The sequence below is a fragment of the Vulcanithermus mediatlanticus genome (assembly GCF_055385885.1).
The window spans coordinates 1,970,250-1,990,559 of sequence record NZ_AP042385.1 but is presented as its reverse complement, the minus strand read 5'-3'; the positions used below and the strand labels follow the sequence as shown (position 1 = coordinate 1,990,559).

Sequence of the window (20,310 nt, the reverse complement as noted above, 5' to 3'; positions counted from 1 at the left end):
CACCGCCCGAGTCGTGGCAACGCGGTAAGCTCCGGTCAAAGGGGGTTCAGTATGCGGACCGAACCAGCGAAGTACGGCAATACGGTGATCGCCGGCCACCTGATCGGCGGTGAGGAGGTCTTCGAAGGCCCCGAGTTCGAGGACCAAAACCCCTCGGACCTCGAGGACCTGGTGGGGATTTTCCCTGAGGGCAACGCGGGCACCCTGCGCAAGGCGATCGCCGCCGCCCGGGCGGCCTACCCCGAATGGTCGGCCACCCCGGCGCCGGTGCGGGGGGGCGTCCTCCTTAACCTGGCCAAGATCCTGGAGCGGGAAAAGGAAACCCTCGCCCGGCTCATGGTTCGGGAGGTGGGCAAGACCCTGAAAGAGGCCCGGGGCGATGTGCAGGAGGCGATCGACACCGCAGTCTTCTTTGCCAGCGAGGGGCGGCGCCTCTACGGACAAACGGTCCCGAGCGAGCTCACAAAAAAAGATCTCTTCACCTTCCGACGCCCGCTCGGGGTGGTGGGGATGATCACCGCCGGCAACTTCCCCATCGCCGTGCCCGCCTGGAAGCTCATTCCCGCGGTGTTGACCGGGAACACCGTGGTGTGGAAGCCCTCGGACGATTCGCCGGTGCTCTCCTTCGTCTTCGTCAGGCTCTTTGAGGAAGCGGGGCTGCCGCCCGGGGTGATCAACGTGGTCTTCGGCGGCGGCAAGGCCTCGACCGGGGAGGCGCTGGTGAACCTGATCGACGAGGGGCTCTTCGATAAGGTGGCTTTTACCGGGAGCACCCGGGTGGGGCGCATCATCGGTGAGAAGGCGGGACGGGCGCTCATCAAAGCGACGCTGGAGCTCGGGGGGAAAAATCCGCTGGTGGTGATGCGGGACGCCGATCTGGACCTCGCCGTTCACGGCGCGTGGTGGAGCACCTTTGCCACCGGCGGTCAGCGCTGCACCTCGGCCGGCAACATCATCGTCGACGCCCCGATCTACGAGGCGTTCAAAAAACGCTTTTTGGAGATGGCCGCCGCGACCAAAATCGGAAACCCGCTGCGCTACGAGGACGTGACCTACGGTCCCTTCATCAACCAACGCCTTTTTGAGCGCTGGCTCGAACACTACCGCTGGGGGCAGAGGGAAGGTGCTACGCTGCTCCTCGGGAAAAAGCGCATCACCTCGGATAACCCCTACCCCCACTTCGCGGGCGATCCTGAGGCCGGGCTTTTTGGCTGGCCCACGGTGTGGGAAGCCCGGCGGGGGATGACCCAGACCCGGGAGGAGATCTTCGGGCCAACGGTCAACCTGATCAAGGTCGATGGCATCGAGGAAGCGATCGAGGCCGCGAACGACCACCCCTACGGTCTTTCCTCGGCGATCTACACCCAAAACCGTCTCTGGGCCTACCAGTTCCGCACCCGCATTCAGGCCGGGATGGTCAACATCAACAACACCACCGTCGGGGCCGAGGCCCACATGCCCTTTGGCGGGGTCCGCTCAAGCGGCAATGGGGCCCGGGAATCGGGGGTCTGGGTCCTCGAGGAATACACCGTCTGGCAGGCGGTCAACGACGAGTATTCGGGGAAACTCCAGCTCGCGCAGATGGATACCGACTACACGGCCCCGAAGGCCGGCCAGGACTGGCGGCGGGTCCTCGGACTGAGCGGGTCGGAGGCGGGCGATGGCGGCGTTTGACGCTGTTGTCGTTGGGGCCGGGATCATCGGGGCGAGCGTCGCTTTTCGCTTGGCCGAACGTGGCCTTCAGGTGCTGGTCCTGGAGAAAAACTCGGCCCCGGCCATGGGCTCCACCGGAAAGAGCGCGGCCGGGGTCCGGGTCCAGTTCTCGGAGATCGCCAACGCTCGGCTTTCCTGGCAAAGCATCCAGGAATACCGGACGTTCAAGGAACGCTACGGCTTCGACGCCGGCTACCGGCCGATCGGCTACCTGTTCTTGATCCCGGCACCGAGCTGGCCCGGCTGGAAAGACGCCATGGCGCGCGTGGGGGCGATCGGCGCACCGGTCGAACTGCTCGATCTTGAGAGCGCCGGGGGCATCGTACCCTTCGTCGCCGACGGCCTCGGCGGGGCCAGCTTCGGTCCCGCCGATGGCATCATCGACCCCCACGCGGTGACGCTGGCCTATTTGCGCCTGGCCCGCGAGCACGGGGCGGTCATCGCCCTGTCCGAGGCCTTCTTGGCGGCCCGGCGCCGGGACGGGGTGTGGCGGGTTGAGACCTCGCGCGGGCGCCACGAAGCTCCGATCGTCGTGAACGCCGCTGGGGCCTGGGCCGGCAAGGTGGCCCGCAGCGCGGGATTTGAGCTTCCGATTGAGCCCGTGCGGCGTATGGTTTTCCTCACCGCGCCCGCGACAAAGCGGGCCTGGCCCATGGTGATCGACGCCGGGAGCGGGTTTTACTTCCGCCCCGAGGGGCCTCGGTTGCTCTTTGGACGTTCGAATCCCGACGAGTCGCCGGGGTTTCGGGAGGGGATGGACTGGGCCTGGCTTGAGCCCACCCTCGAGGCCGCCCTCTTTCGCTTCCCCTGGTTCGAGGGTTACGCCCTCGACCGGAAGGCGTGCTGGTGGGGCTATTACGAGGAAACACCGGATAAAAATCCGATCCTGGGCTCGATGCCGGGCCAGGAAGGCTGGTTCAACGCCGCCGGCTTCTCCGGCCACGGCGTGCAGCAAGCGGCGGCCGTGGGTGAGGCCATTGCCAGCGAGGTTCTCACCGGACACAGCCCGGAACTGGATCCGTTTCGCTACCAGCGTTTCTTGCATGGGCGCACGCTGGGGGAGGGGGCGATTGTCTGATAGAATCCATGGGCATGGATAAGGTCTTCTACGTCACCACGCCGATCTATTACGTCAACGCCGAGCCCCATATCGGGCACGCCTATTCCACCATCGTCGCCGACTTCCTGGCCCGCTTTTACCGTCTCGATGGCTACGACACCTTCTTTTTAACCGGGACCGACGAGCACGGCGAGAAGATCGCCCAGGCCGCGGCGCGCTCGGGGATGAGCCCCAAGGCGTTCGTCGACCGAGTGGCGGGGCGCTTTAAGGAGGCCTGGGCGTTGCTGGATATTTCCTACGACGACTTCATCCGCACCACCGAACCCCGGCACAAGCGGGTGGTGCAGATGGTGCTCCAGCGAGTGTACGACGCCGGTGACATTTATTACGGAGAGTACGAAGGCCACTACTGCGTGGGGTGTGAGCGCTTCCTCACCGACAAAGAACTCGTCGACGGCAAGTGCCCCGACCACGGTGTGGTTCCCGAACTGCGGCGCGAGGGCAACTACTTTTTCCGCATGGAAAAGTACCGCCCCTGGCTGCGGGAATTCCTCGCCGAGAACCCGGAGTTCATCTGGCCCGAGGGCTACCGACACGAGGTCCTGGCCATGCTCGCCGAGCCTGTGGGTGACCTTTCGATCAGCCGGCCAAAGCATCGCGTGCCCTGGGGTATCCCCCTCCCGTGGGATGAGGATCACGTCACCTACGTTTGGTTCGACGCCCTGATCAATTACCTCTCGGCGCTTGGCTATCCGGATGGCGAGCGCTACCGTCGCTACTGGCCCGCCGCCCATCACCTGGTGGGCAAGGACATCTTGAAACCGCACGCCATTTTCTGGCCGACGATGCTGAAGGCGGCGGGCATTCCCCTCTACCGGCGGCTTAATGTCGGCGGCTATCTGCTCGGGCCCGACGGCCGCAAGATGTCCAAGTCCTTGGGGAACGTGGTCGACCCCTTCGCCCTGGCCAAGAAATACGGGGCCGACGCGGTCCGCTATTACCTCCTGCGCGAGATCCCCTACGGTCACGACGGTTCGGTGGGCGAAGAGGGGCTTTTGGAACGCTACAATGCCGAACTGGCCAACGATCTCGGTAACCTCGTGCAGCGGGTCCGGGTCATGGTGCAAAAGTACGCCGGTGGCATGGTGACCCGAGTCGAACCCGGCCCCGAGGATCGCCCCCTCATCGAGGCCGCGACCTCGCTGGCCGGTTGTTGGCGGGCCTGGGTGCGGGAGATGCGATTGCACCAGGCGCTCGAGGCCACGATCGAGTTCGTCCGCCTGCTCAACCGCTACGTCAACGAGAACCGGCCCTGGGAACTGGCGAAGAAGGGGCAGACCGAGCGCCTTTCGCAGGTGCTTTATAACCTCCTCGAGGGCCTGCGCATCGCCAGCGTTTTCCTCGAGCCGGCGATGCCCACCAAGGTGGCCGAGCTGCGAAAAGCCCTGGGTCTGCCGGGTTCGACGCTCGCCGAGACCGAGCGCTTTGGGGTGCTGGCCCAGGCGACGCTGCCAAAGGAAGCGCCGGTCCTCTTCCCAAAGCCCGAAAAAGCAGTCCCCGCCCAAGAAACCAAGCCCAAGGTCGCCCCGGTGGACTACGAAGACTTCGCCAAGCTCGATCTCAGGATCGCCGAGGTCATCTCGGCCCAAAAGCACCCCAACGCCGACCGGCTTCTGGTTCTCAAACTCAAGATCGCCGACGAAGAGCGGACGGTGGTGGCCGGTCTGGCCGAGCACTACGCCCCCGAGAGCCTCGTCGGGCGTCGGGTGTTGGTGCTGGCCAATCTCAAGCCGCGTAAGCTTCGGGGCGTGGTGTCCGAGGGAATGGTGCTGGCGGCCGAGGATCCCGAGGGTCGGCTTGCCCTTTTGACCCCCGAGCGCCCGGTTCCCGCCGGGGCCAAAGTCCGCTAAGCGCCCTCGTACCAGGCCACCACGCCCGCGCCAACCGCGCTCAGGGTTTCGAGCTCCGGGGACAGGGTATAGGCGAGAAGTTCGCCCTGGCCCCGGATCACCCGGCTCGCGGCCAAGGCGGAGCCAAGCGCGTCGATGTGGGTTTGGTTCTGCTGGGCCTTGAGGTCTTGGAAGGCCGCTTCGAATTCGCCCCGGGCCAGCTGCCGCAGGTAGCTGAGGTCGGTTCGTCTGGCCCGATCGGCGAGCGCGCGGTTGATCGGCCCGTGGCCGAAGCGTCCCCCGACGTGCGAGAGGTCGACCGCGAGCAGCGGGAAAAAGGGGTGGCTCTTTTGCAGCAGGGCGAGGGCTTCGGCGAGCTCCCGCAGGGCCAGCCGGTCGTCGCTGGCGACGATGAGCGGCAGGATCTTGCTGCTGGGCCAGCGTGCTTTCACAAAGACGGCCGGAAACTCGACCGAGTGCTCTTCCTTGAAGGCCAGCGGGGTGTTGAAGAGCTCGAAGCCGATGAGCGCGTCCAGGGCTAAAAGGGCCTCGGTGTCGGCGGCGAGCTCACCCAGCGGGGTCTCGAAAGGAAGGGCCAGCGCCGCTGCGGGGGCCGCGATGGGTCGGTGGGCGACGCCGAGAATGAGGACCCGATCCGGCGGCGGCGTGTGCTTGAGCACGGCGAGGGCGGCGCCGTAGACCTCGGGGACGCGCCGGGGCTCGAGGTGGGGCATGAGCAGGGCCCGGGCGGGTCTGGGTTCGATCTCCGGGGCGAAGGCGGCGAAGGCCTCGAGGAAAGCCTCAAATCCCTCCTGGGTCTTGGGGTAGCTCATCTCGGCGAGCGCCATCGGCCGGGGGTTTTTCAAGAAGGCTTCTTCCGCGGCGCGGAGCCTGGCCTGTGTCGTCTCATCCTCTAGAAAACCGGCCTTTTCCAAGGCTTCGACCAGTTCCTGGAGCTTTTCCTTGGGAACGAGCGAGCCGCTTTCGCGGAGCAGAAGGGCCTGCAGGTCGGTAAGGTCGCGCTCGCCGTTGAGGAGGCTTGCGATGTACATCGCCTCCGGGCTGAGCACCAGCACCTCGCGAGAAACGCCGTAGGGATCCCTGAGGGCGAATCCTTCAGGGGTGGGTTGGATGTCGAGCACTCGCAGCTTGGGCTTCATACCATGATTGTATAAAAACCTTAGCTTCTTCCTGTGAATGAACGGCGCCCAGCGCCTGGGCTTCGCGGAGCGCGGCCAGTGCGGCGCCCACCAAAGGACCCGGTTTCAGCCCCAGCAGGGCCATCACGTCGTCGCCGGTCAACAGCGGTTTTTGCGAGCGCTGGGCAGTTTTGAGCTCGCTGACCACCCCGATCAGGGCCTGGAGCTGGTGCGGTTCGTCGGGGTTTGCGCGGGGGCCTCGGGTTGCCGCCCGGTCCGCGCACTGCAGCTTGAGGAGGTCGGGGAGGAACGCTTGGTGCTGGAAGACCCAGCGCCGAAGCGCGGGCCCGCCGGAGGCGGGCGGCAGCCGCATGTGGCGGCGGACGAGCTGGGTCACGCGTTGTTCGACCTGGCGGGAAAACCGCAGCCGGCGGACGATGCCTTGGGCGACCCTGGCCCCGACCTCGTCGTGGAAGAAAAAACGGTAATATCCGCGCCTTTCGTCCCACTGACGGACCAGGGGTTTGGCGACGTCGTGGAGGAGCACGGCCAGCCGCAACGAGAGATCGCTCTCCGGGAAGCGCCACCCCAGGTAGGCGAGGGCCTCGAGGGTATGCCCCCAGACATCGAGGTGGTGGTGGCCGTACTGGGCCACGCCTACGCCGGCGGCGAGCTCGGGCAGGTAAACGGCCAGGAGGCCGCTCTTTCTCAGGGCCTCAAGGCCGAAGGCCGCCCGGGGATGCATCAAGATCGCGGCCAGCTCATCCCGGACCCGCTCCCAGGCTGGCCGGCGGCGGAACCTGAGACCCTCGGCGTGCGCCTGAATCCAAGCCCAAGTTCTGGGTTCGGGGCGGAGACCGTGGGTGACCCAGAGCCGGATGCCCCGCAGCGAGCGGAGATCGTCGGCCTCGAGGTTTTCCCGGCGAACCGCGCGCAAGGTTTTGCTGACCAGATCGGATCGCGCCGGCCCGATTCCAAAGACCACCCCCCGCTGGTTCATGGCCAGGGCGTTCACGGTGTAGTCGCGACGCAAAAGATCCGCCGCGAGGCCGGTTGGGGGGAGGGGCGAGAAGTCGATGACCCCGGCGTCGGTCACCAGGCGCACAAGGCCTTCCTTAAGTTCGAAGACATGACCCCCGAGCGCTTTCCGCAGCCGTTCGGCTTCGGCGCGCGGATCCGGCACCGCGAAGTCGAGGTCTTTGGGTTTTTGCCCGAGCCAGAGATCGCGGACCGCGCCCCCGACGAGCCACCCTTCCCTCGGCCAAACCCGTGGCCGTGCGTTCAGCTTCCCCAGGGCGCGCACGGGCCCATTATAGTGAAGTCCGTGAAGATCATCGGACTCACGGGGCCCATCGGGGGTGGCAAGAGCACGGTGGCCGCGGTGTTGGCAGAGGCGGGGGTGCCGGTCATCGACGCTGACCGTCTTGCGCACGAGGCCCTCGAGGTGCGTTCGGATGAAATCTGCCGGGCCTTCCCCGAGGCCTGCACGGCCGGCACGCCGGACCGGAGCCAGCTGGCCCGGATCGTCTTCCAAAGCCCCGAGCGGAGAGCACGCCTCGAGGGCATCATCCATCCTTACGTGCAAAAGCGGATCGACGAGCTCTTGGATCGCTACCGGGCGCAGGGGGCAGGGGTGGTGGTGGTCGAGATCCCCCTGCTCTTCGAGAAGGGATGGGAGCGCCGGTTGGACGGCGTCTTGGTGGTGAACGCGCCCTGGCAGGTGCGCCGGCGCCGGTTGCTGGCGCGGGGGCTCGATCCGGAAGACGCCGAGCGACGGGAGGCGAGCCAGATGCCAGCGGAGGAAAAGGTGCGGCGCGCAACCTGGGTGATTGACAATAGCGGGGGCCTCGAGGCCCTGAAGGAAAAGACCCTGGCCTGGTTGAGGGAGGTGCTGTGAAACTCAGGCATGAATGGCTTGGCGAAATGGAAATCCCGACGCGACCCCGCCGGATCGTCTCGCTGGCCCCGAGCGTGACCGACACGCTCTTTGCCCTGGGGGTGGGCGATCTGGTGGTGGGACGGAGCGCCTTTTGCTGGCGTCCCTCGGCGGCCGAGTCGTTGCCGGTGGTCGGCAGCTACACCAAGATCCGCTGGTCGCTGCTGGAAGAGCTCGAGCCCGACCTCGTTTTCACCACCACCGCCGTGCAACACCAGGCCACGCTCGACCTCAAGGCCCGGGGTTATGCCGTTTGGCCGGTTCCCCTTCCCCAAAGCCCCTGGGGCATCATCGAAAATGTCACCCTGGTCGGCGCCTTGCTGGGCGTTGAGGCCGAGGGCGCGGCCGCCGGGTTGGCGCGGCGTTACCTGGACCTCGCGGGAAGTTTCCCCGGCCTTCGGGTCTACTTCGAGTTCGACCTCGGCGGCCCGATCACCATTGGTCGGGGCAGCTACCTCCATTCGGCGCTCGCCCACCTCGGGCTCAAAAACGTCTTCGGCGAGCATCCCGAGGCCTACTTCGCGCCGCCGATTGAGCGCGTTCCCGGCCTCGACCCTCAGCTCGTCATCTTTGAGCCCAAGCGCATTCGGAACCGAAAGGCTCAAGCAGAAGGTGTGCGCCGCTTGCTTCTCGAGCGTGGGTGGGACTATCCGGCGGTGATCACCGAGGGCGATGCGCTCGCCCATTTTGGCCCCACCTTCTTTACCTACCTCGAGCAGCTCGTGTCGCAGCTCGCCCAGGTGATCTCGGGCAACCGCTACACCTAATTCAAAAGGCCGCCGGATGGCCGGCGGCCTGATTGGCGGAGAGGGCGGGATTCGAACCCGCGGTACCCCGGTGGGGGTACACACGCTCTCCAGGCGTGCCCCTTCAACCGCTCGGGCACCTCTCCAAGCCAAAAACAGCCTAGCAAAAGGGCGAAAGAGCGTCAAACTTCTGTAATCGGTCAACACATCTGAGACTCTTTTGGGGACCGACTCCTTTTGGATCATAGCCAGGAACTCAAGAGGCGCAAGGCCGTGTAATCGGTCAACACATCTGAGACTCTTTTGGGGACCGACTCCTTTTGGATCATAGCCAGGAACTCAAGAGGCGCAAGGCCGTTGAGCGCACGATGGGGCCTCCTGCGGTTGTAGTAGTCCAGGTAGGCGTCGAGCTCCCTTTGGAGCTCGGGGATCCGGGAAGGCAACGGCCGGGTGTAAAACTCCTCCCTGAAGGTCCGCTGCATCCGCTCCACGTGGCCATTGAGCTTGGGACTTCTCGGGGGCAGCACGAAGAGCTCGATACCCAAACGTTGGCAAGTTTCCTCAAACTCGGCCATGAACTCGCTGCCCCCGTCCACCTGAATGGCCCTGACGGGAAAGGGGGCCTGGGTGATGAGGTGGGCCAGGAAGCCAGCTGCTAGGTTGGCCGTGGCCCGGGTGTGCACCTCGGCCAGGGAAAAGCGGGTGTAAAGGTCTACCGCCGAAAAATGCTTGACGACCTCCCCGGGTCCTAGGGTCACGGTAAGGGTGTCCACCTGAACCAGGTCGCCGGGTGAGGAGGCGACGTAGCTTTTGGGTTTCCTCCTGGCGTAGGGGCGCCTGGGCCTTCGCTTCACCTTCCCCCGTCTCGCCCGGGCCAGGAAGGCGGCCACGCTTTCAACACGACGGTGCGCTCCCAGGTGGGCCAGGATGCGGCCCACGGTGCGTTCGCTAACCCCAAAGCCTTGCTTCCCCAAGGCCAGCCAGATCGGCCAGCGGCCCCAGGTGGGGTTTTGCTTCCTCAAAGTTTCAATCGCAATGAGAAGTTCGGGCGTCCAGTGGAGCTTTCGTCGCAACCGCCTTGGGCGTTTGGATCTGGGCACAAGGCCTTTGAGGCCTTCTTCCCTGAGTCGCTTTTCCCAGCGGTAGTAGGTGGCCCGGCTGATTCCCACCAGGGACTGGATCTCGGACCAGTCCACCTTGTGTTTCCGGAACGCCTCGACTTGTTTGAGCTTTCGCAGACGGTCTTGGACCGTGGGGTCGCCCGCTCCAGCCTCCTGGAGCACCTGGGCTTTCCTCGCCCCCCTCCATACCTCCCGGCCAACCGTTGTAAGCTGCATACGTGGGGACCTCCTCTCTCCTGGAGTGGTCCCCACATTCTTATCGATTCGGTCTCACATGTGTCTGTCCGGGTTCAACTTCCCCGCGCTCGACCAGACGGAAGAAGGCCTCGACCACGCGTGGATCGAACTGCTTCCCGCTTTCCTCGCGAAGATACCGGAGCGCCTCTTCCCGGGACCAGGCCTTGCGGTAGGGCCGGTCCGAGGTCAGGGCGTCGAAGACGTCGGCCACGGCGAAGATGCGAGCGGCCAGGGGGATCGCTTCGCCGGCGAGGCCCCGGGGATATCCCGAGCCATCCCAGCGCTCGTGATGCGCCCAGGGGATCGCGATCGCTTTCTTGAGAAAGGGAACCTCTTTGAGCCACTCGTAGGCATAGACGGGGTGCTGTTTCATAATGGCCCACTCCTGTTCGTTCAGCGGGCCGGGCTTGAGGAGGATCCCGTCGGGGATGGCGATCTTGCCGACGTCGTGGAGGATCGCGCCCCGCCGCAGGTGTTCGAGCGCCTCTTCGGAAAGGCCCAGTTCCCGCCCGAGCTTGAGCGTGATCTCGGTGACCCGCCGGGTATGCCCGGCGGTTTCCTGGTCGCGGAGCTCGACCGCCTTGGCCCAGCCTTCGATGGTGAGATCGTAGGCGAGCTCGATGGCGGCCTTTGCCTGGTGGAGGTCTTCGAAGAGGCGTCGCTGCTCGAGGGCGATGGCGGCCTGGGTGGCGAGGGCGCTGAGGAAGTTTTCGTCCTCCAGGGAAAGCTGGAGCGGCCCCTTTCGGGAAAACAGGGCCAGGATCCCCAGCAACTCACCCTTCATCTGCAAGGGGAGGGCCCGCATGCCGATGAACCCCTCGCGCTGGACCAGGGTTTGCGGATGGAAGCCGGGCTGGACCCTGAGGTCCCTGACCTCGACCGGCTGCTTGGTGATCGCGGCCTTGCCCGTATGACCCTGGCCCAGGGGGATGATCACCCGCCCCAGCTCGAGGGCGGGGGTGTGAAACCCCTTGGCCGCGGCAAAGCGCAGTCCTTGGAACACCGGGTCGTAGAGGCGGACCGAGGCGGCGTCGATGGGCAGCATGCGCATCGCTTCTTCCAGCAGGGCTTCGATCACCGTCTGAGCGTCGGCGTTTTGTACCAGAACCTGGTCGATCCGGCGGAGTGATTCGAGCTCGGCAATCTGGCGCTCGAGTTTTTTGCGCAGCGAGAGCCGGTAAACGGCGCTGCCAACGACCTCCGCGATCTCGGCCAGGACCCTGACGTCGGCTTCGCTGAAGGTTCGGGGGTGGGGTACGGCGATGGTCATGACCCCCATCACCTCACCGCCCGCGAGCAGAGGGACCACAGCGCCGCCCCACCCTTGGGGCAGGAAGCCCTTCGAGGCGGGGTGGGTCTGAGGATCGTTTTGGAAGTCAAGCGCGAGGTAGGGTTTTTTGTGTTCGAGGACCCAGCGAATGATCGAGGGTTCGTTGGGCGAGGGGGTGGGGATGGAGACGATCCAACCCTGGCCGGCGTAGGCTTGCCAGCGCTTTTTTTCCGGGTCGTAGAGGAGGATCGAGCCCACTTCAGCGTGAATGAAGGCGAGGGTGGAGCGGAGCGCGGCCTGCAGGATCTCCCCTGGAACCTCGCTCACGCGCATGGCCTTGGCCACCTGATCCCTGGCCTCGAGGACGCGCCGCTTTTCCACGGCCTCGGTCACGTCGATCCCCACCCCGAGCAGGGCGGGGCCGTTTGGGAGCTGGATCCGAGTCGCCGAGAGGTCGAGCCAGCGGATTTCGCCGTTCTTGGTCAGGATACGGAAGGTGTAGCGAGCGGTGACTTTCTTCCCCGACATCCGGGCCCTGGCCCGGCGCCGGACCAGCGCCCGGTCCTCGGGGTGGACGAGGTCGAAGGGCGACATCTGGGCCAGTTCTTCCCGGCGGTAGCCGGTGACCCGGCTCATCTCCTCGTTGGTCCAGACAAAGCGATCGGGTTGGAAAACGTAGATGAGGGCGGGGACGGTCTCCACCAGCGCTCTGAGGCGTTCCTCGCGCTCGGAGAGCGCCGCTTTGGCTTTGACCTCTTCGGTGACGTCGCGTACGTTGAGGACGACCCCCTCGATCGAGGGGTCGTGGAGGAGGTTTTTCCCCCAGACCTCGACCCAGCGCACCCGCCCATCGGCGTCGAAGATCCGCCCCTGGAAGGTTTGGGTTTCGCCCGGGGAGGCGAGGATTCGCTTCCAGACCGCCTCCGCTTGGGGCCGGTCCTCGGGGTGAACGAAGCCGATCGCGGAGAGGCGCTGCGTACGATAACCCTCATCGCTGTAGCCCAGAACCTGGGTCACGTTCGGGCTGACGTACTTCAAGACCCCTTCGGCATCGACGATGTAAATGACGTCGGACGCGTTCTCGACCAGGGCCTGGAAGCGCCGGGCCTGGGTTTCAAAGCGGGTGATGTCGATCCAGAGCCCATGGCAGCTCTTTCGGCCGAGTTTTTGTAGCCGGGCCTCGATCCAAAGCGCTTTTTCGCCGTGTTGGCCGAGCGAAAACTTCGAGCGCATCGACGCTTCCGGCCCTCGCAAAAAGCGCCGCCAGGCTTGGCGGGTGGTCTTGGGAAGGAAACCGAGGAGGGAGTGGCCCAAAAGCGCTTCGGGGTCCCGGCCCAATATAGCGGCGAGTTCTTCGCTGAGCTCGAGGATCTTGCCTTCGAGGTCGATCCGAAAAAACCCCACCGTGAGGGCATTTGTGATGTCGGTTTCCATTCGCTTTCCATTCTACGATAGCCGGCGTTGTTACCATGTGAAGAAATGATGATGGCTGGTTTTTACCTTCGCTTGGGGCAGGGGCTCGACCCCAGGGCCAACGCCAGGGTGCACGCCCTGGCCCGGGCCTTGCTGGAAAGCCCCCCGCCCGGGGTGACCGACGTGATCCCCGGTTACGCGACCCTCTACCTCGAGTTCGACCCCCGGCGGACGAATCGGCGGGCGATCCTCAGAGGGTTGGCTCGCTTGAGTGGTGCCGAGCCCCCCGAAGGACGGGAGGTTCGCATTCCGGTTCGCTACGATGGGCCGGACCTCGACGAGGTTGCCCGCTGGGCGGGGCTTACGAACGACGAGGTCATCCGGGCCCATGCCGGGCGCAGCTACCGCGTCTTTGCCATCGGGTTTACGCCGGGCTTCCCCTTCATGGCTGAGGTCGATGCCCGGATTGCCAAGCCCCGGCGAGCGGCGCCCCGGTCGCGGGTGCCCGCCCACGCCGTGGGCATCGCCGGGCGCCAGACTGGGGTGTATCCCCTCGAGAGCCCGGGCGGGTGGAACTTGATCGGGCGAACGCTGGTCCGCATATACGATCCCAACCGGGATGCGCCTTTTTTGCTCGCGCCCGGCGACCGGGTGCGCTTCGTCCCCGAGGTCGGGGAAGCACCGGCACCGCCCGAGGCCCTCGCCCTGCTCCCCGAGACGCCGCGTCGACCGGTGCTCGAGGTTCTTTCCCCCGGCCTTTTGGATCTCGTGCTCGACCAGGGGCGTTTCATGGCCGGGCGCTTTGGCCTCGCCCGGTCGGGACCGGCGGATGCCCCTTCGGCGGCGGTGGCGAACCGCCTGGTCGGCAACCCGCCGGGAGCCCCGCTCTTGGAGATGAGCCTCCGGGGGCCCGAGATGCTGGTCCTGGCCCCGGCGGTGCTGGCTTTTGCCGGCTACGGGCTCCGCCCTTTGCGAAACGGCGAGCCGGTCCCGCCGTGGACGAGTTTCGCCGTGTTCCCGGGAGACCGGCTGAGCTTCGTCCCCGATGCCGGAGGGGTGCGGGGGTACCTGGCCGTTGCCGGCGGTTTTGAAGTCGGCCGTTTTTGGGGCAGCGCTTCCGTGGATTTAAAGGGCATGATCGGCGCCCCGCTGGTCGAGGGGGTTCGTCTTGGCCTGGCCAGGGAAGCCCCGGTGCGCCCCGGGCGTTCGTTCGTCCCGTACACCCGAGGCGCGGACCAAAACCGCCGGATCCGGATTCTCCCCGGGCCCCAGGCGACGCCCGAGGCCCTCGAGGCCCTCACCGCCGCCACCTTCGTCGTGCGCCAGGCGGATCGCATGGGCGTTCGCCTCGAGGGGCCGGAGGTCCCGGGCGGGGAGGTCACGAGCGAGGCCGTGCCCATCGGCGCCATCCAGGTGCCGCCGGGCGGCGAGCCCATTGTGCTCCTAGTGGATCGGGGCACGCTTGGCGGCTACGCCAAGCCGGCGCTGGTGCATCCTGCGGACCTGCCCCGTATGGCCCAGCTGCGGGCGGGTGACGAGGTGCGATTTGCACTGACGGGTCGCCGGACGGGCGTCGTGTTCGACTTTGACCAAGTTGAAAAAGCACCCTTCCCCGCGTAAACTCTTCGCTATGAAACTCGCCATCGTGGGGTTGGGTCGCATGGGGCAGAGCCTGCTCAAGGGGGTGCTCGAGGCAGGCCTGCTCGAGGCGAACGCGATCGGGGTGTTGGAAGCCACCCCTTCGCTCACCGAGGCCCGGGCCCGGGCGTTCGGGGTCCGCCCCCTGGAGGAAGGCGACCTCAAGTCGGCCGAGCGGGTGCTGGTGGCGGTCAAGCCCCAGGATTTCCCCGCGCTCGCGCCGAAGATCGCCCACGCCGGCGTCGGTTACATCTCGATCATGGCCGGGGTCCCCACCGGGGTGATCGCCGAGCTTTTGGGCACCCGGCGCGTGGTCCGGGCCATGCCCAACGTGGCGGCCACCATCAAGCGGAGCACGACCGTGCTCACCGCCTACCCCGAGGCCGAGGAGGCCGAAGACCTGGCGTTTGCCCGGCGCCTCTTTTCCACCGTGGGCAACGTCTACCGATTGAGCGAGCACCTTTTCGACGCCTTTACCGCCATGTCGGCCTCGGCCCCCGCTTACCTGGCGCTGATCGCCGAGGCTCTCGCCGACGGCGGGGTCAAGATGGGGATCCCCCGCGATCAGGCCCTGGCCTTCGCCGCCGAGGTCCTGGTGGCCACCGGCGAGCTCTTGCAAAGGGAGCACCCGGCGGTGCTCAAGGACCAGGTCGCAAGCCCCGGCGGCACCACGATTTTTGGGCTCGGTGCCCTCGAGGCCCGCGGGGTGAGGGCGGCGCTGATCGAGGCCGTTGAGGCCGCGACCGAGCGCGGGCGCACGCTTGGAAGGAGGGTCTAAAGGTGCCAAGACTCCCGCGCGCCTTTTTGGGGCTTGCCCTATTCTTCGCTCTGGCCCTGGGGCGGGGCGGTCCGGATGCCCGCGCCTACTTCCCCCACGCGCTCGGTATGCGCTGGGTCTACACCTCGGGTGAGGTCCAGACCTTCGTCGAGGTCAAGGCGCTCGGTGGGGTCGAGGTCTGGATGCTCGAACACCGCTACCCGAGCGGGGCGAAGATGACCGAGGCCTTCTCCTTTGGCGATGGGGTCTGGCTGCACGCCCTGGTGACCGAGGGCCGGACGCTGGTCTACGACCCGCCGATCCGGCTCTACCCAGCAGCCCCCCTCGAGGTGGGCATGAGCTGGGAAAACACGACCACCCTCGCCGGCGAGCGGGTCCTGACCCAGGCCAAGGTGGTGGCCCTGGAGGGGGTTTCGGTGCCCCTCGGCCGCTTCAACGCCTTCCGGATACGCTCGACCGTCCGCACCCTGAATGGGGGGCTGAGCACCGTCGACTATTACTTTGCGCCGGGGGTCGGGGTGGTGCGCTACGCGACCCCCGACGGCGGCGTCATCGATCTCTCCGAGTTTTCGCCTTGAGGGCGTAGCGAAGCACTTCGAAATACATCCGCATTCGGTGGAGGGCCCCTTTAAGGAACCCCCGCTTTTCCTCCTTCATCACCTGCGAAAGCCCGGTCAGGGGGAGGTATCGGGTCCGCCAGCCTCCCGCCTTCGCTGCCTGCGTGATCAGGAGCTCGACGTCGTAGCGGGCCTCCGCCAGACCCGGGACCCTCCGCAGTCGCTCGGTCGCGAGCGCGCGCTGGCCGGAAAGAAAAGGCGTGATTCTGTTCCCGATGTCGGTGAGCAGCCGCCCGCCGCGAAAAACCCCCACCGTCATGTCGGCCTCGCCCTCGAGCACCGGTTGCAAGAGCGCCTGCAGGTGATCCTTCCGCAGGCCCACCAGATCGGCGTCGAGGAGGATGACGTAGGGCGTGTGCACGTGCTTGAGGCCTTCGGCGTAGGCCCCGCCCTTGCCCGAATTCTTTTTCAGCTGGATCACCGTCGCGCCGGCGCGGGCCGCGGCGTCGGCGGTGCCGTCGGTCGAACCGTCGTCGACGACGACCACCGGAAACCCGCCCTCCCGGGCCACGCGGACGACCGCCTCGATGGTGGCCGCTTCGTTGTACGCCGGAATCAGTACCGTGGCGCTCATGGCTGGAAAAGGCGCCCCAGGTCCTGTGCGGTGATCATCACCAGCAGCAGCAGGACGAAGGCCAGGCCGATGAAGTTGACCCAGGCTTCACGCTCGGGGGTGAGCCTGCCGGGCAGGATGCGCCCCAGCACCAAGAGCAAGAGCCGCCCGCCGTCGAGCCCCGGAATGGGCAGCAGGTTGAAGACCGCGAGCGAAAGGTTGATGGTGGCTGCGAGCTGGGCCAGGGCCAAAAGACCCTGGCGCGCGGCCTCGCCGGTCATGGCCACGATGCCCACCGGCCCCACCAGATCCGGTGAGGGGCGGCCGCTGATGACGCCGGTGATGCCGCTGACGAAGGCCTTGACCATGGCGGGAAAGGCCTTGATGGTGAAGGAGACCGAAAAGGCCAGCGCCTCGGGATACGTCAGGGGCACCATCTCGACCCGGGGTCCGTAGCGGACCCCGATCTGCCTGGCGTCTTCGCGCCAGACGAGGGTCAGGGTCTCGGTTTGTCCGTCGCGCAGCACCGTGATCTTGTGCTCGCCGGGCCGGGCTTTAATCCGGGTCAGCTCGGTGTAGTCCTTGAGTGGCTGGCCGTCGATGGCCACGATCACGTCTCCCGGCAAAAGGCCGCTCGCCTCGGCCAGGCTCTGCGGCAACACCTCGATGATCTCGGCCTGGGCGGGAACGACCTTCGGCGCCCCGCGTTGGCTGAAGACGAGCCCCAAAAGAAGCCAGGCCAGGAGCAGGTTCATGAAAACGCCGCCCACCAAGATCAGCGCCTTGCCCCAAAACCCGAGGCGGGCATAGCCCTTCGGCGGGCCTTCCTCTTCCTCGACCATGCCCTCGATGAGGGCGTAGCCGCCGAGGGGGATGAGGCCGATACGCCATTCGGTCTCTTTCCAGACGAATCGCAAAAGGGCTGGTCCAAAGCCGACCGAAAAGGCCGGCACCTTCACGCCCTGGGCGCGTGCGGCCAGATAGTGCCCGAGCTCGTGGACGAAGATGCTCAGACCGATGATGACGGCAAACCAAAAAAGGCTCATACCAGCTCCCTTGCCCGTTTCCTGGCCCAGGCATCGACCTCGGCCAGTGCTTCCCAGCTTAACCGACCCGCGGGGGCTTCCTCCAGGACCTGGAACAGGATTTTGGGGATGTGCGTGAAGGGGATCGCCCCGGTGAGAAAGGCCTCGACCGCGACCTCGTCGGCGGCGTTGACCGCGACCTGGGCCAAAGACCCCCGGCGCCCGGCCTCGTAGGCCGCGAGCAGGGCGGGGAAACGCTCGGTGTCCGGGGGAAGGAACTCGAGCCGTTCGGGAATGGGCAGGTCGGAAAGCGGCGTCGGGGCCCGGTCGGGGTAGGTCAGGGCGTACTGGATGGGAAGGCGCATGTCGGTCGGCCCCAGCTGGGCTTTGAGCGAGCCGTCGACGAAGCGGACGATACCGTGCACGTAGGCCTGAGGATGGATGAGGACCTTGATCCGTTCCAGGGGGAGACGGAAGAGCTCTTTGGCCTCGAGGACCTCAAGCCCCTTGTTGAAGAGGGTCGCGGAATCGACGGTGACCTTGGCCCCCATACGCCACTTGGGGTGCTTGAGGGCCATTTCGGGCGTCACCGCGCTGAGGTCGCTGGGGCCGTGGAGAAAAGGACCGCCGGAGGCGGTGAGGATGAGTTCAGCCACGTCCTGGCCCCGCTCGCCGAGGAGTGCCTGGAAAAGGGCCGAGTGCTCGGAATCCACGGGGATGATGCTGGCCGCGGCGCTCTCGGCGATGGCCCAGAGCAAGGGCCCGGCCGCCACCATGGCTTCCTTGTTGGCCAGGGCGACGCGCTTGCCGGCCTCGAGGGCCGCCCGCACCGGCAAAAGCCCGGCCAGCCCGGGGATGGCGGCGACCACGGTCTCCACCTCCGGGTGGGCCGCCACCTCTTCCGCCGAGTCCACCCACCGCAGGTGAGGGAAGAGGGGTTTCAGCAGGGCCCGGGTCTCGGGGTGGGCATAGACGACCTCGGGGCGTGTCTTTTGAATCTGGCGCGCCAGCGCCTCGGCGTTTTTGCCGGCGGCGAGGCCGATGATGCGGGCCTTTCGCCAGCGGGCGACCTCGAGGGCCTGCCGTCCGATGGAACCGGTAGAACCGAGAATCGCGAGTTTCATGTGAAGAGCACCATGAGGTAGTAGGTGAGGGGAACCGAGAAGATGAGGCTATCGAGCCGATCTAGGATGCCGCCGTGACCGGGGAGGATGGTACCCGAGTCCTTGACCCCGCAGTAGCGCTTGAGCATGGACTCGGTGAGGTCGCCGAGCTGGGCGGCGACGGAGATCAAGAGGCTCACCAGTAAAAGCTCGACCCAGCCAAAGGGAAAGGCCCGCCGGACCAGGGCGGTGAAGACGAGAAGGGAGAGGAAGGAGGCCAGGATGCCGCCGAGCGTGCCCTCGAGGGTTTTCCCGGGGCTGATCTTGGGGGCGATCTTGATCCGCCCCCAGCGCTTGCCGACGAAAAAAGCCCCGATATCGGTGGCGAAGGTTGCGATCAGGGGCAGGGTCAGGGTCCAAACGCCCAGATTTTCGTTCGGGGCGTAGCGCAGGAGCAAGACGTAGCCCAGGGTCCAGGGGAGGTAGAGGAAGCCGAAGAGGCTGTGGACCAGTCGGGGGATGTTGGCTCCGGCCACCAGCTCGTAGATGAAAGCCCCCATCAGGGCGAGCCCCAGCGCCACCTCGCGCCAGGGGATGTCGGGGTAGCGCGCGGCCAGCTGGGGCATCGAGGCGACGAGCATGACGATGCCCCCGTAACGAAGAAAACCGAGGTTGAGCTTGATCCCCCGGTGCGCGAACATCGCCGCCAGTTCGCCGCTGCCGATCCAAACCAGGGCCACGAGCAGTGGAGCGAGCAGCGGGAGCCCGACGGCGATCACCACCACGAGCCCGGCCAGACCGATGGCAGCGGTCTTGATCCTAGCGCTGAGGGACGCCTCCGAAGCGTCGCTCCCGTTCTCGGTAGGCGGTAATGGCGCGTGCAAAGTCCTCCTCGGTAAAGTCTGGCCAGTACTTTTCCGTCACCCAGAGTTCGGAATACGCCGACTGCCAGAGCAAAAAATTGGAGACCCTGAGTTCCCCGCTGGTACGGATGACCAGGTCGGGGTCGGGGAGTTCGGGCAGGTAGAAGGCCCGGCGCAGGTTGGCTTCGTTGATCTCCAGGCCCGAGGCGGCGAGCCGTTTGATGGCCCGCAGGATCTCCTGCCGTCCTCCGTAGTTGATCGCGGTGACGAGGTGGAGGCGCTGACCGCCGACCGAGGCTTCCTCGGCGTAGCGGATGGCCTCCAAAAGCGACGGTGGCAGCCCTTCCCGCTCCCCGATGACCGAGATCTTCACCCCTTCGGTGACCAGCCTCGGCGTCTCTTCCCAGAGCACTTCCTCAAAGAGGCGAAAGAGCAGCTCGACTTCTTCCTGGGGGCGCCGCCAGTTCTCGGTCGAAAAGGCGTAGAGGGTGAGCCAGGGGACGTTGTGCTTGATGGCGGCGCGAACCACGTTGCGGATGGCTTCCCGGCCCGCGGCGTGGCCAGCGGCCCGGGGCAGCCCCCGGGCGGTGGCCCAGCGGCCGTTTCCGTCCATGATGATGGCAACGTGGCGCGGGTCCGGTTGCATCACTCGCCGAGAATTTCCTTCTCTTTTCGCTCGAGCAGCTCACCGATGCGCTCGATGTACTCGTCGGTGAGCTTTTGTACTTCGGCCTTGGCCCGATGCTCGTCGTCTTCGGAGAGGTGCTCTTCCTTGGCCTTTTTGCGCACCTCCTCAAGCGCTCCCCGCCGGATGTTGCGCACGGCGATCCTGGCTTCCTCGGCGAGCTGGTGGGCGGTGCGAACCAAATCCTTGCGGCGCTCTTCGGTGAGCGGGGGAATGTTGATGTAGATGGCGTCGCCCTTGTTGTTGGGGTTGAGGCTGAGGTCGGATTCGCGAATGGCCTTTTCGATGGCGGGCAGGGCGCCGGCGTCCCAGGCCTGGATCACCAGGGTGCGGGCGTCCGGGGCGCTGATTGACGCCAGCTGGTTGAGCGGCATTTCGCTGCCGTAGTACGACACCTTGACGTGCGCCAGGAGTTCGGGGTTGGCGCGTCCGGTGCGGAGCGAGGCCAAATGACTCTGGAAGACCTCCACCGCTTTTTCCATGTGATCTCGAGTTTCCTTGATGATCTCCTTAAACATTCCGGA

Annotated in this window: 18 protein-coding genes and 1 tRNA gene; 8 read left to right on the top strand and 11 right to left on the bottom strand. The window is 66.1% G+C overall.

Annotated features, from left to right (window positions below; genetic code table 11):
* The first annotated feature begins 51 nt into the window (after nucleotides 1–51).
* The 3 genes from ACZ5BT_RS11270 to metG are packed head-to-tail and all read left to right on the top strand — an operon-like array spanning nucleotide 52 to nucleotide 4,683.
* Nucleotides 52–1,674 carry an aldehyde dehydrogenase family protein gene (locus tag ACZ5BT_RS11270; RefSeq protein WP_464884679.1) on the top strand — a complete coding sequence of 541 codons (1,623 nt, stop codon included), beginning with the start codon at nucleotides 52–54 and terminating at the stop codon, nucleotides 1,672–1,674.
* Nucleotides 1,661–2,791: an NAD(P)/FAD-dependent oxidoreductase gene (locus ACZ5BT_RS11265; protein ID WP_464884678.1), complete on the top strand. Its 1,131-nt coding sequence runs from the start codon at nucleotides 1,661–1,663 to the stop codon at nucleotides 2,789–2,791. Before ACZ5BT_RS11270 ends, ACZ5BT_RS11265 begins: the two co-directional genes overlap by 14 nt.
* Nucleotides 2,792–2,805: 14 nt before the next feature.
* Nucleotides 2,806–4,683 carry a methionine--tRNA ligase gene (gene metG / locus ACZ5BT_RS11260; RefSeq protein ID WP_464884677.1) on the top strand — a complete coding sequence of 626 codons (1,878 nt, stop codon included), beginning with the start codon at nucleotides 2,806–2,808 and terminating at the stop codon, nucleotides 4,681–4,683.
* Here metG and amrB read toward each other — a convergent pair.
* Together amrB and ACZ5BT_RS11250 are read right to left on the bottom strand one after the other, a co-directional pair.
* Nucleotides 4,680–5,822: an AmmeMemoRadiSam system protein B gene (gene amrB / locus ACZ5BT_RS11255; protein ID WP_464884676.1), complete on the bottom strand. Its 1,143-nt coding sequence runs from the start codon at nucleotides 5,820–5,822 to the stop codon at nucleotides 4,680–4,682. The two genes, metG and amrB, sit on opposite strands and share 4 nt — an antisense overlap.
* The gene (locus tag ACZ5BT_RS11250) at nucleotides 5,779–7,104 is read right to left on the bottom strand and encodes an HD domain-containing protein (RefSeq protein ID WP_464884675.1); all 1,326 of its coding nucleotides are present in this window, start codon (nucleotides 7,102–7,104) and stop codon (nucleotides 5,779–5,781) included. Before ACZ5BT_RS11250 ends, amrB begins: the two co-directional genes overlap by 44 nt.
* A 21-nt stretch (nucleotides 7,105–7,125) precedes the next feature.
* Between ACZ5BT_RS11250 and coaE the strand changes: the two genes are divergently transcribed.
* Both coaE and ACZ5BT_RS11240 read left to right on the top strand, forming a co-directional pair.
* Nucleotides 7,126–7,698, top strand: coding sequence for a dephospho-CoA kinase (coaE, locus tag ACZ5BT_RS11245; RefSeq protein ID WP_464884674.1), 573 nt, complete (start codon nucleotides 7,126–7,128; stop codon nucleotides 7,696–7,698).
* Nucleotides 7,695–8,504 (top strand): helical backbone metal receptor, encoded by an 810-nt coding sequence (locus tag ACZ5BT_RS11240; RefSeq protein WP_464884673.1) that lies wholly within the window; start codon nucleotides 7,695–7,697, stop codon nucleotides 8,502–8,504. Before coaE ends, ACZ5BT_RS11240 begins: the two co-directional genes overlap by 4 nt.
* 33 nt (nucleotides 8,505–8,537) lie before the next feature.
* On the opposite strand, the gene ACZ5BT_RS11235 is transcribed toward ACZ5BT_RS11240, so the two are convergent.
* The 3 genes from ACZ5BT_RS11235 to ACZ5BT_RS11225 form a co-directional block, all read right to left on the bottom strand.
* Nucleotides 8,538–8,629, bottom strand: a tRNA-Ser gene (locus ACZ5BT_RS11235).
* A gap of 96 nt (nucleotides 8,630–8,725) precedes the next feature.
* Complete coding sequence (locus tag ACZ5BT_RS11230; RefSeq protein WP_464884672.1) at nucleotides 8,726–9,820, bottom strand: integrase core domain-containing protein; 1,095 nt, start codon at nucleotides 9,818–9,820, stop codon at nucleotides 8,726–8,728.
* A gap of 40 nt (nucleotides 9,821–9,860) precedes the next feature.
* Complete coding sequence (locus ACZ5BT_RS11225) at nucleotides 9,861–12,545, bottom strand: PAS domain S-box protein (RefSeq protein WP_464884671.1); 2,685 nt, start codon at nucleotides 12,543–12,545, stop codon at nucleotides 9,861–9,863.
* A gap of 48 nt (nucleotides 12,546–12,593) precedes the next feature.
* On the opposite strand from ACZ5BT_RS11225, the gene pxpB reads away from it, so the two are divergent.
* The 3 genes from pxpB to ACZ5BT_RS11210 are packed head-to-tail and all read left to right on the top strand — an operon-like array spanning nucleotide 12,594 to nucleotide 15,518.
* Nucleotides 12,594–14,144 (top strand): 5-oxoprolinase subunit PxpB, encoded by a 1,551-nt coding sequence (gene pxpB / locus ACZ5BT_RS11220; RefSeq protein WP_464885829.1) that lies wholly within the window; start codon nucleotides 12,594–12,596, stop codon nucleotides 14,142–14,144.
* 10 nt (nucleotides 14,145–14,154) lie between these two features.
* Complete coding sequence (proC, locus tag ACZ5BT_RS11215) at nucleotides 14,155–14,940, top strand: pyrroline-5-carboxylate reductase (protein ID WP_464884670.1); 786 nt, start codon at nucleotides 14,155–14,157, stop codon at nucleotides 14,938–14,940.
* 2 nt (nucleotides 14,941–14,942) lie between these two features.
* Nucleotides 14,943–15,518 (top strand): hypothetical protein, encoded by a 576-nt coding sequence (locus ACZ5BT_RS11210; RefSeq protein ID WP_464884669.1) that lies wholly within the window; start codon nucleotides 14,943–14,945, stop codon nucleotides 15,516–15,518.
* On the opposite strand, the gene ACZ5BT_RS11205 is transcribed toward ACZ5BT_RS11210, so the two are convergent.
* From ACZ5BT_RS11205 to frr, 6 genes are read right to left on the bottom strand one after another with little or no spacing between them, the layout of a single operon-like run.
* The gene (locus tag ACZ5BT_RS11205) at nucleotides 15,490–16,131 is read right to left on the bottom strand and encodes a glycosyltransferase family 2 protein (protein WP_464884668.1); all 642 of its coding nucleotides are present in this window, start codon (nucleotides 16,129–16,131) and stop codon (nucleotides 15,490–15,492) included. The genes ACZ5BT_RS11210 and ACZ5BT_RS11205 overlap by 29 nt on opposite strands.
* Entirely contained in the window at nucleotides 16,128–17,156 is a 1,029-nt protein-coding gene (locus ACZ5BT_RS11200; RefSeq protein WP_464884667.1) for a M50 family metallopeptidase, read from the bottom strand. Before ACZ5BT_RS11200 ends, ACZ5BT_RS11205 begins: the two co-directional genes overlap by 4 nt.
* The gene (dxr, locus tag ACZ5BT_RS11195; protein WP_464884666.1) at nucleotides 17,153–18,259 is read right to left on the bottom strand and encodes a 1-deoxy-D-xylulose-5-phosphate reductoisomerase; all 1,107 of its coding nucleotides are present in this window, start codon (nucleotides 18,257–18,259) and stop codon (nucleotides 17,153–17,155) included. The genes ACZ5BT_RS11200 and dxr overlap by 4 nt, the downstream gene beginning before the upstream one ends.
* Complete coding sequence (locus ACZ5BT_RS11190; protein ID WP_464884665.1) at nucleotides 18,256–19,122, bottom strand: phosphatidate cytidylyltransferase; 867 nt, start codon at nucleotides 19,120–19,122, stop codon at nucleotides 18,256–18,258. The genes dxr and ACZ5BT_RS11190 overlap by 4 nt, the downstream gene beginning before the upstream one ends.
* Entirely contained in the window at nucleotides 19,058–19,747 is a 690-nt protein-coding gene (uppS, locus tag ACZ5BT_RS11185; protein WP_464885828.1) for a polyprenyl diphosphate synthase, read from the bottom strand. Before uppS ends, ACZ5BT_RS11190 begins: the two co-directional genes overlap by 65 nt.
* A complete protein-coding gene (gene frr, locus ACZ5BT_RS11180) occupies nucleotides 19,747–20,304 on the bottom strand; it encodes a ribosome recycling factor (protein WP_464884664.1) in 558 nt (185 codons plus the stop codon). Before frr ends, uppS begins: the two co-directional genes overlap by 1 nt.
* Between the last annotated feature and the right edge of the window lie 6 nt (nucleotides 20,305–20,310).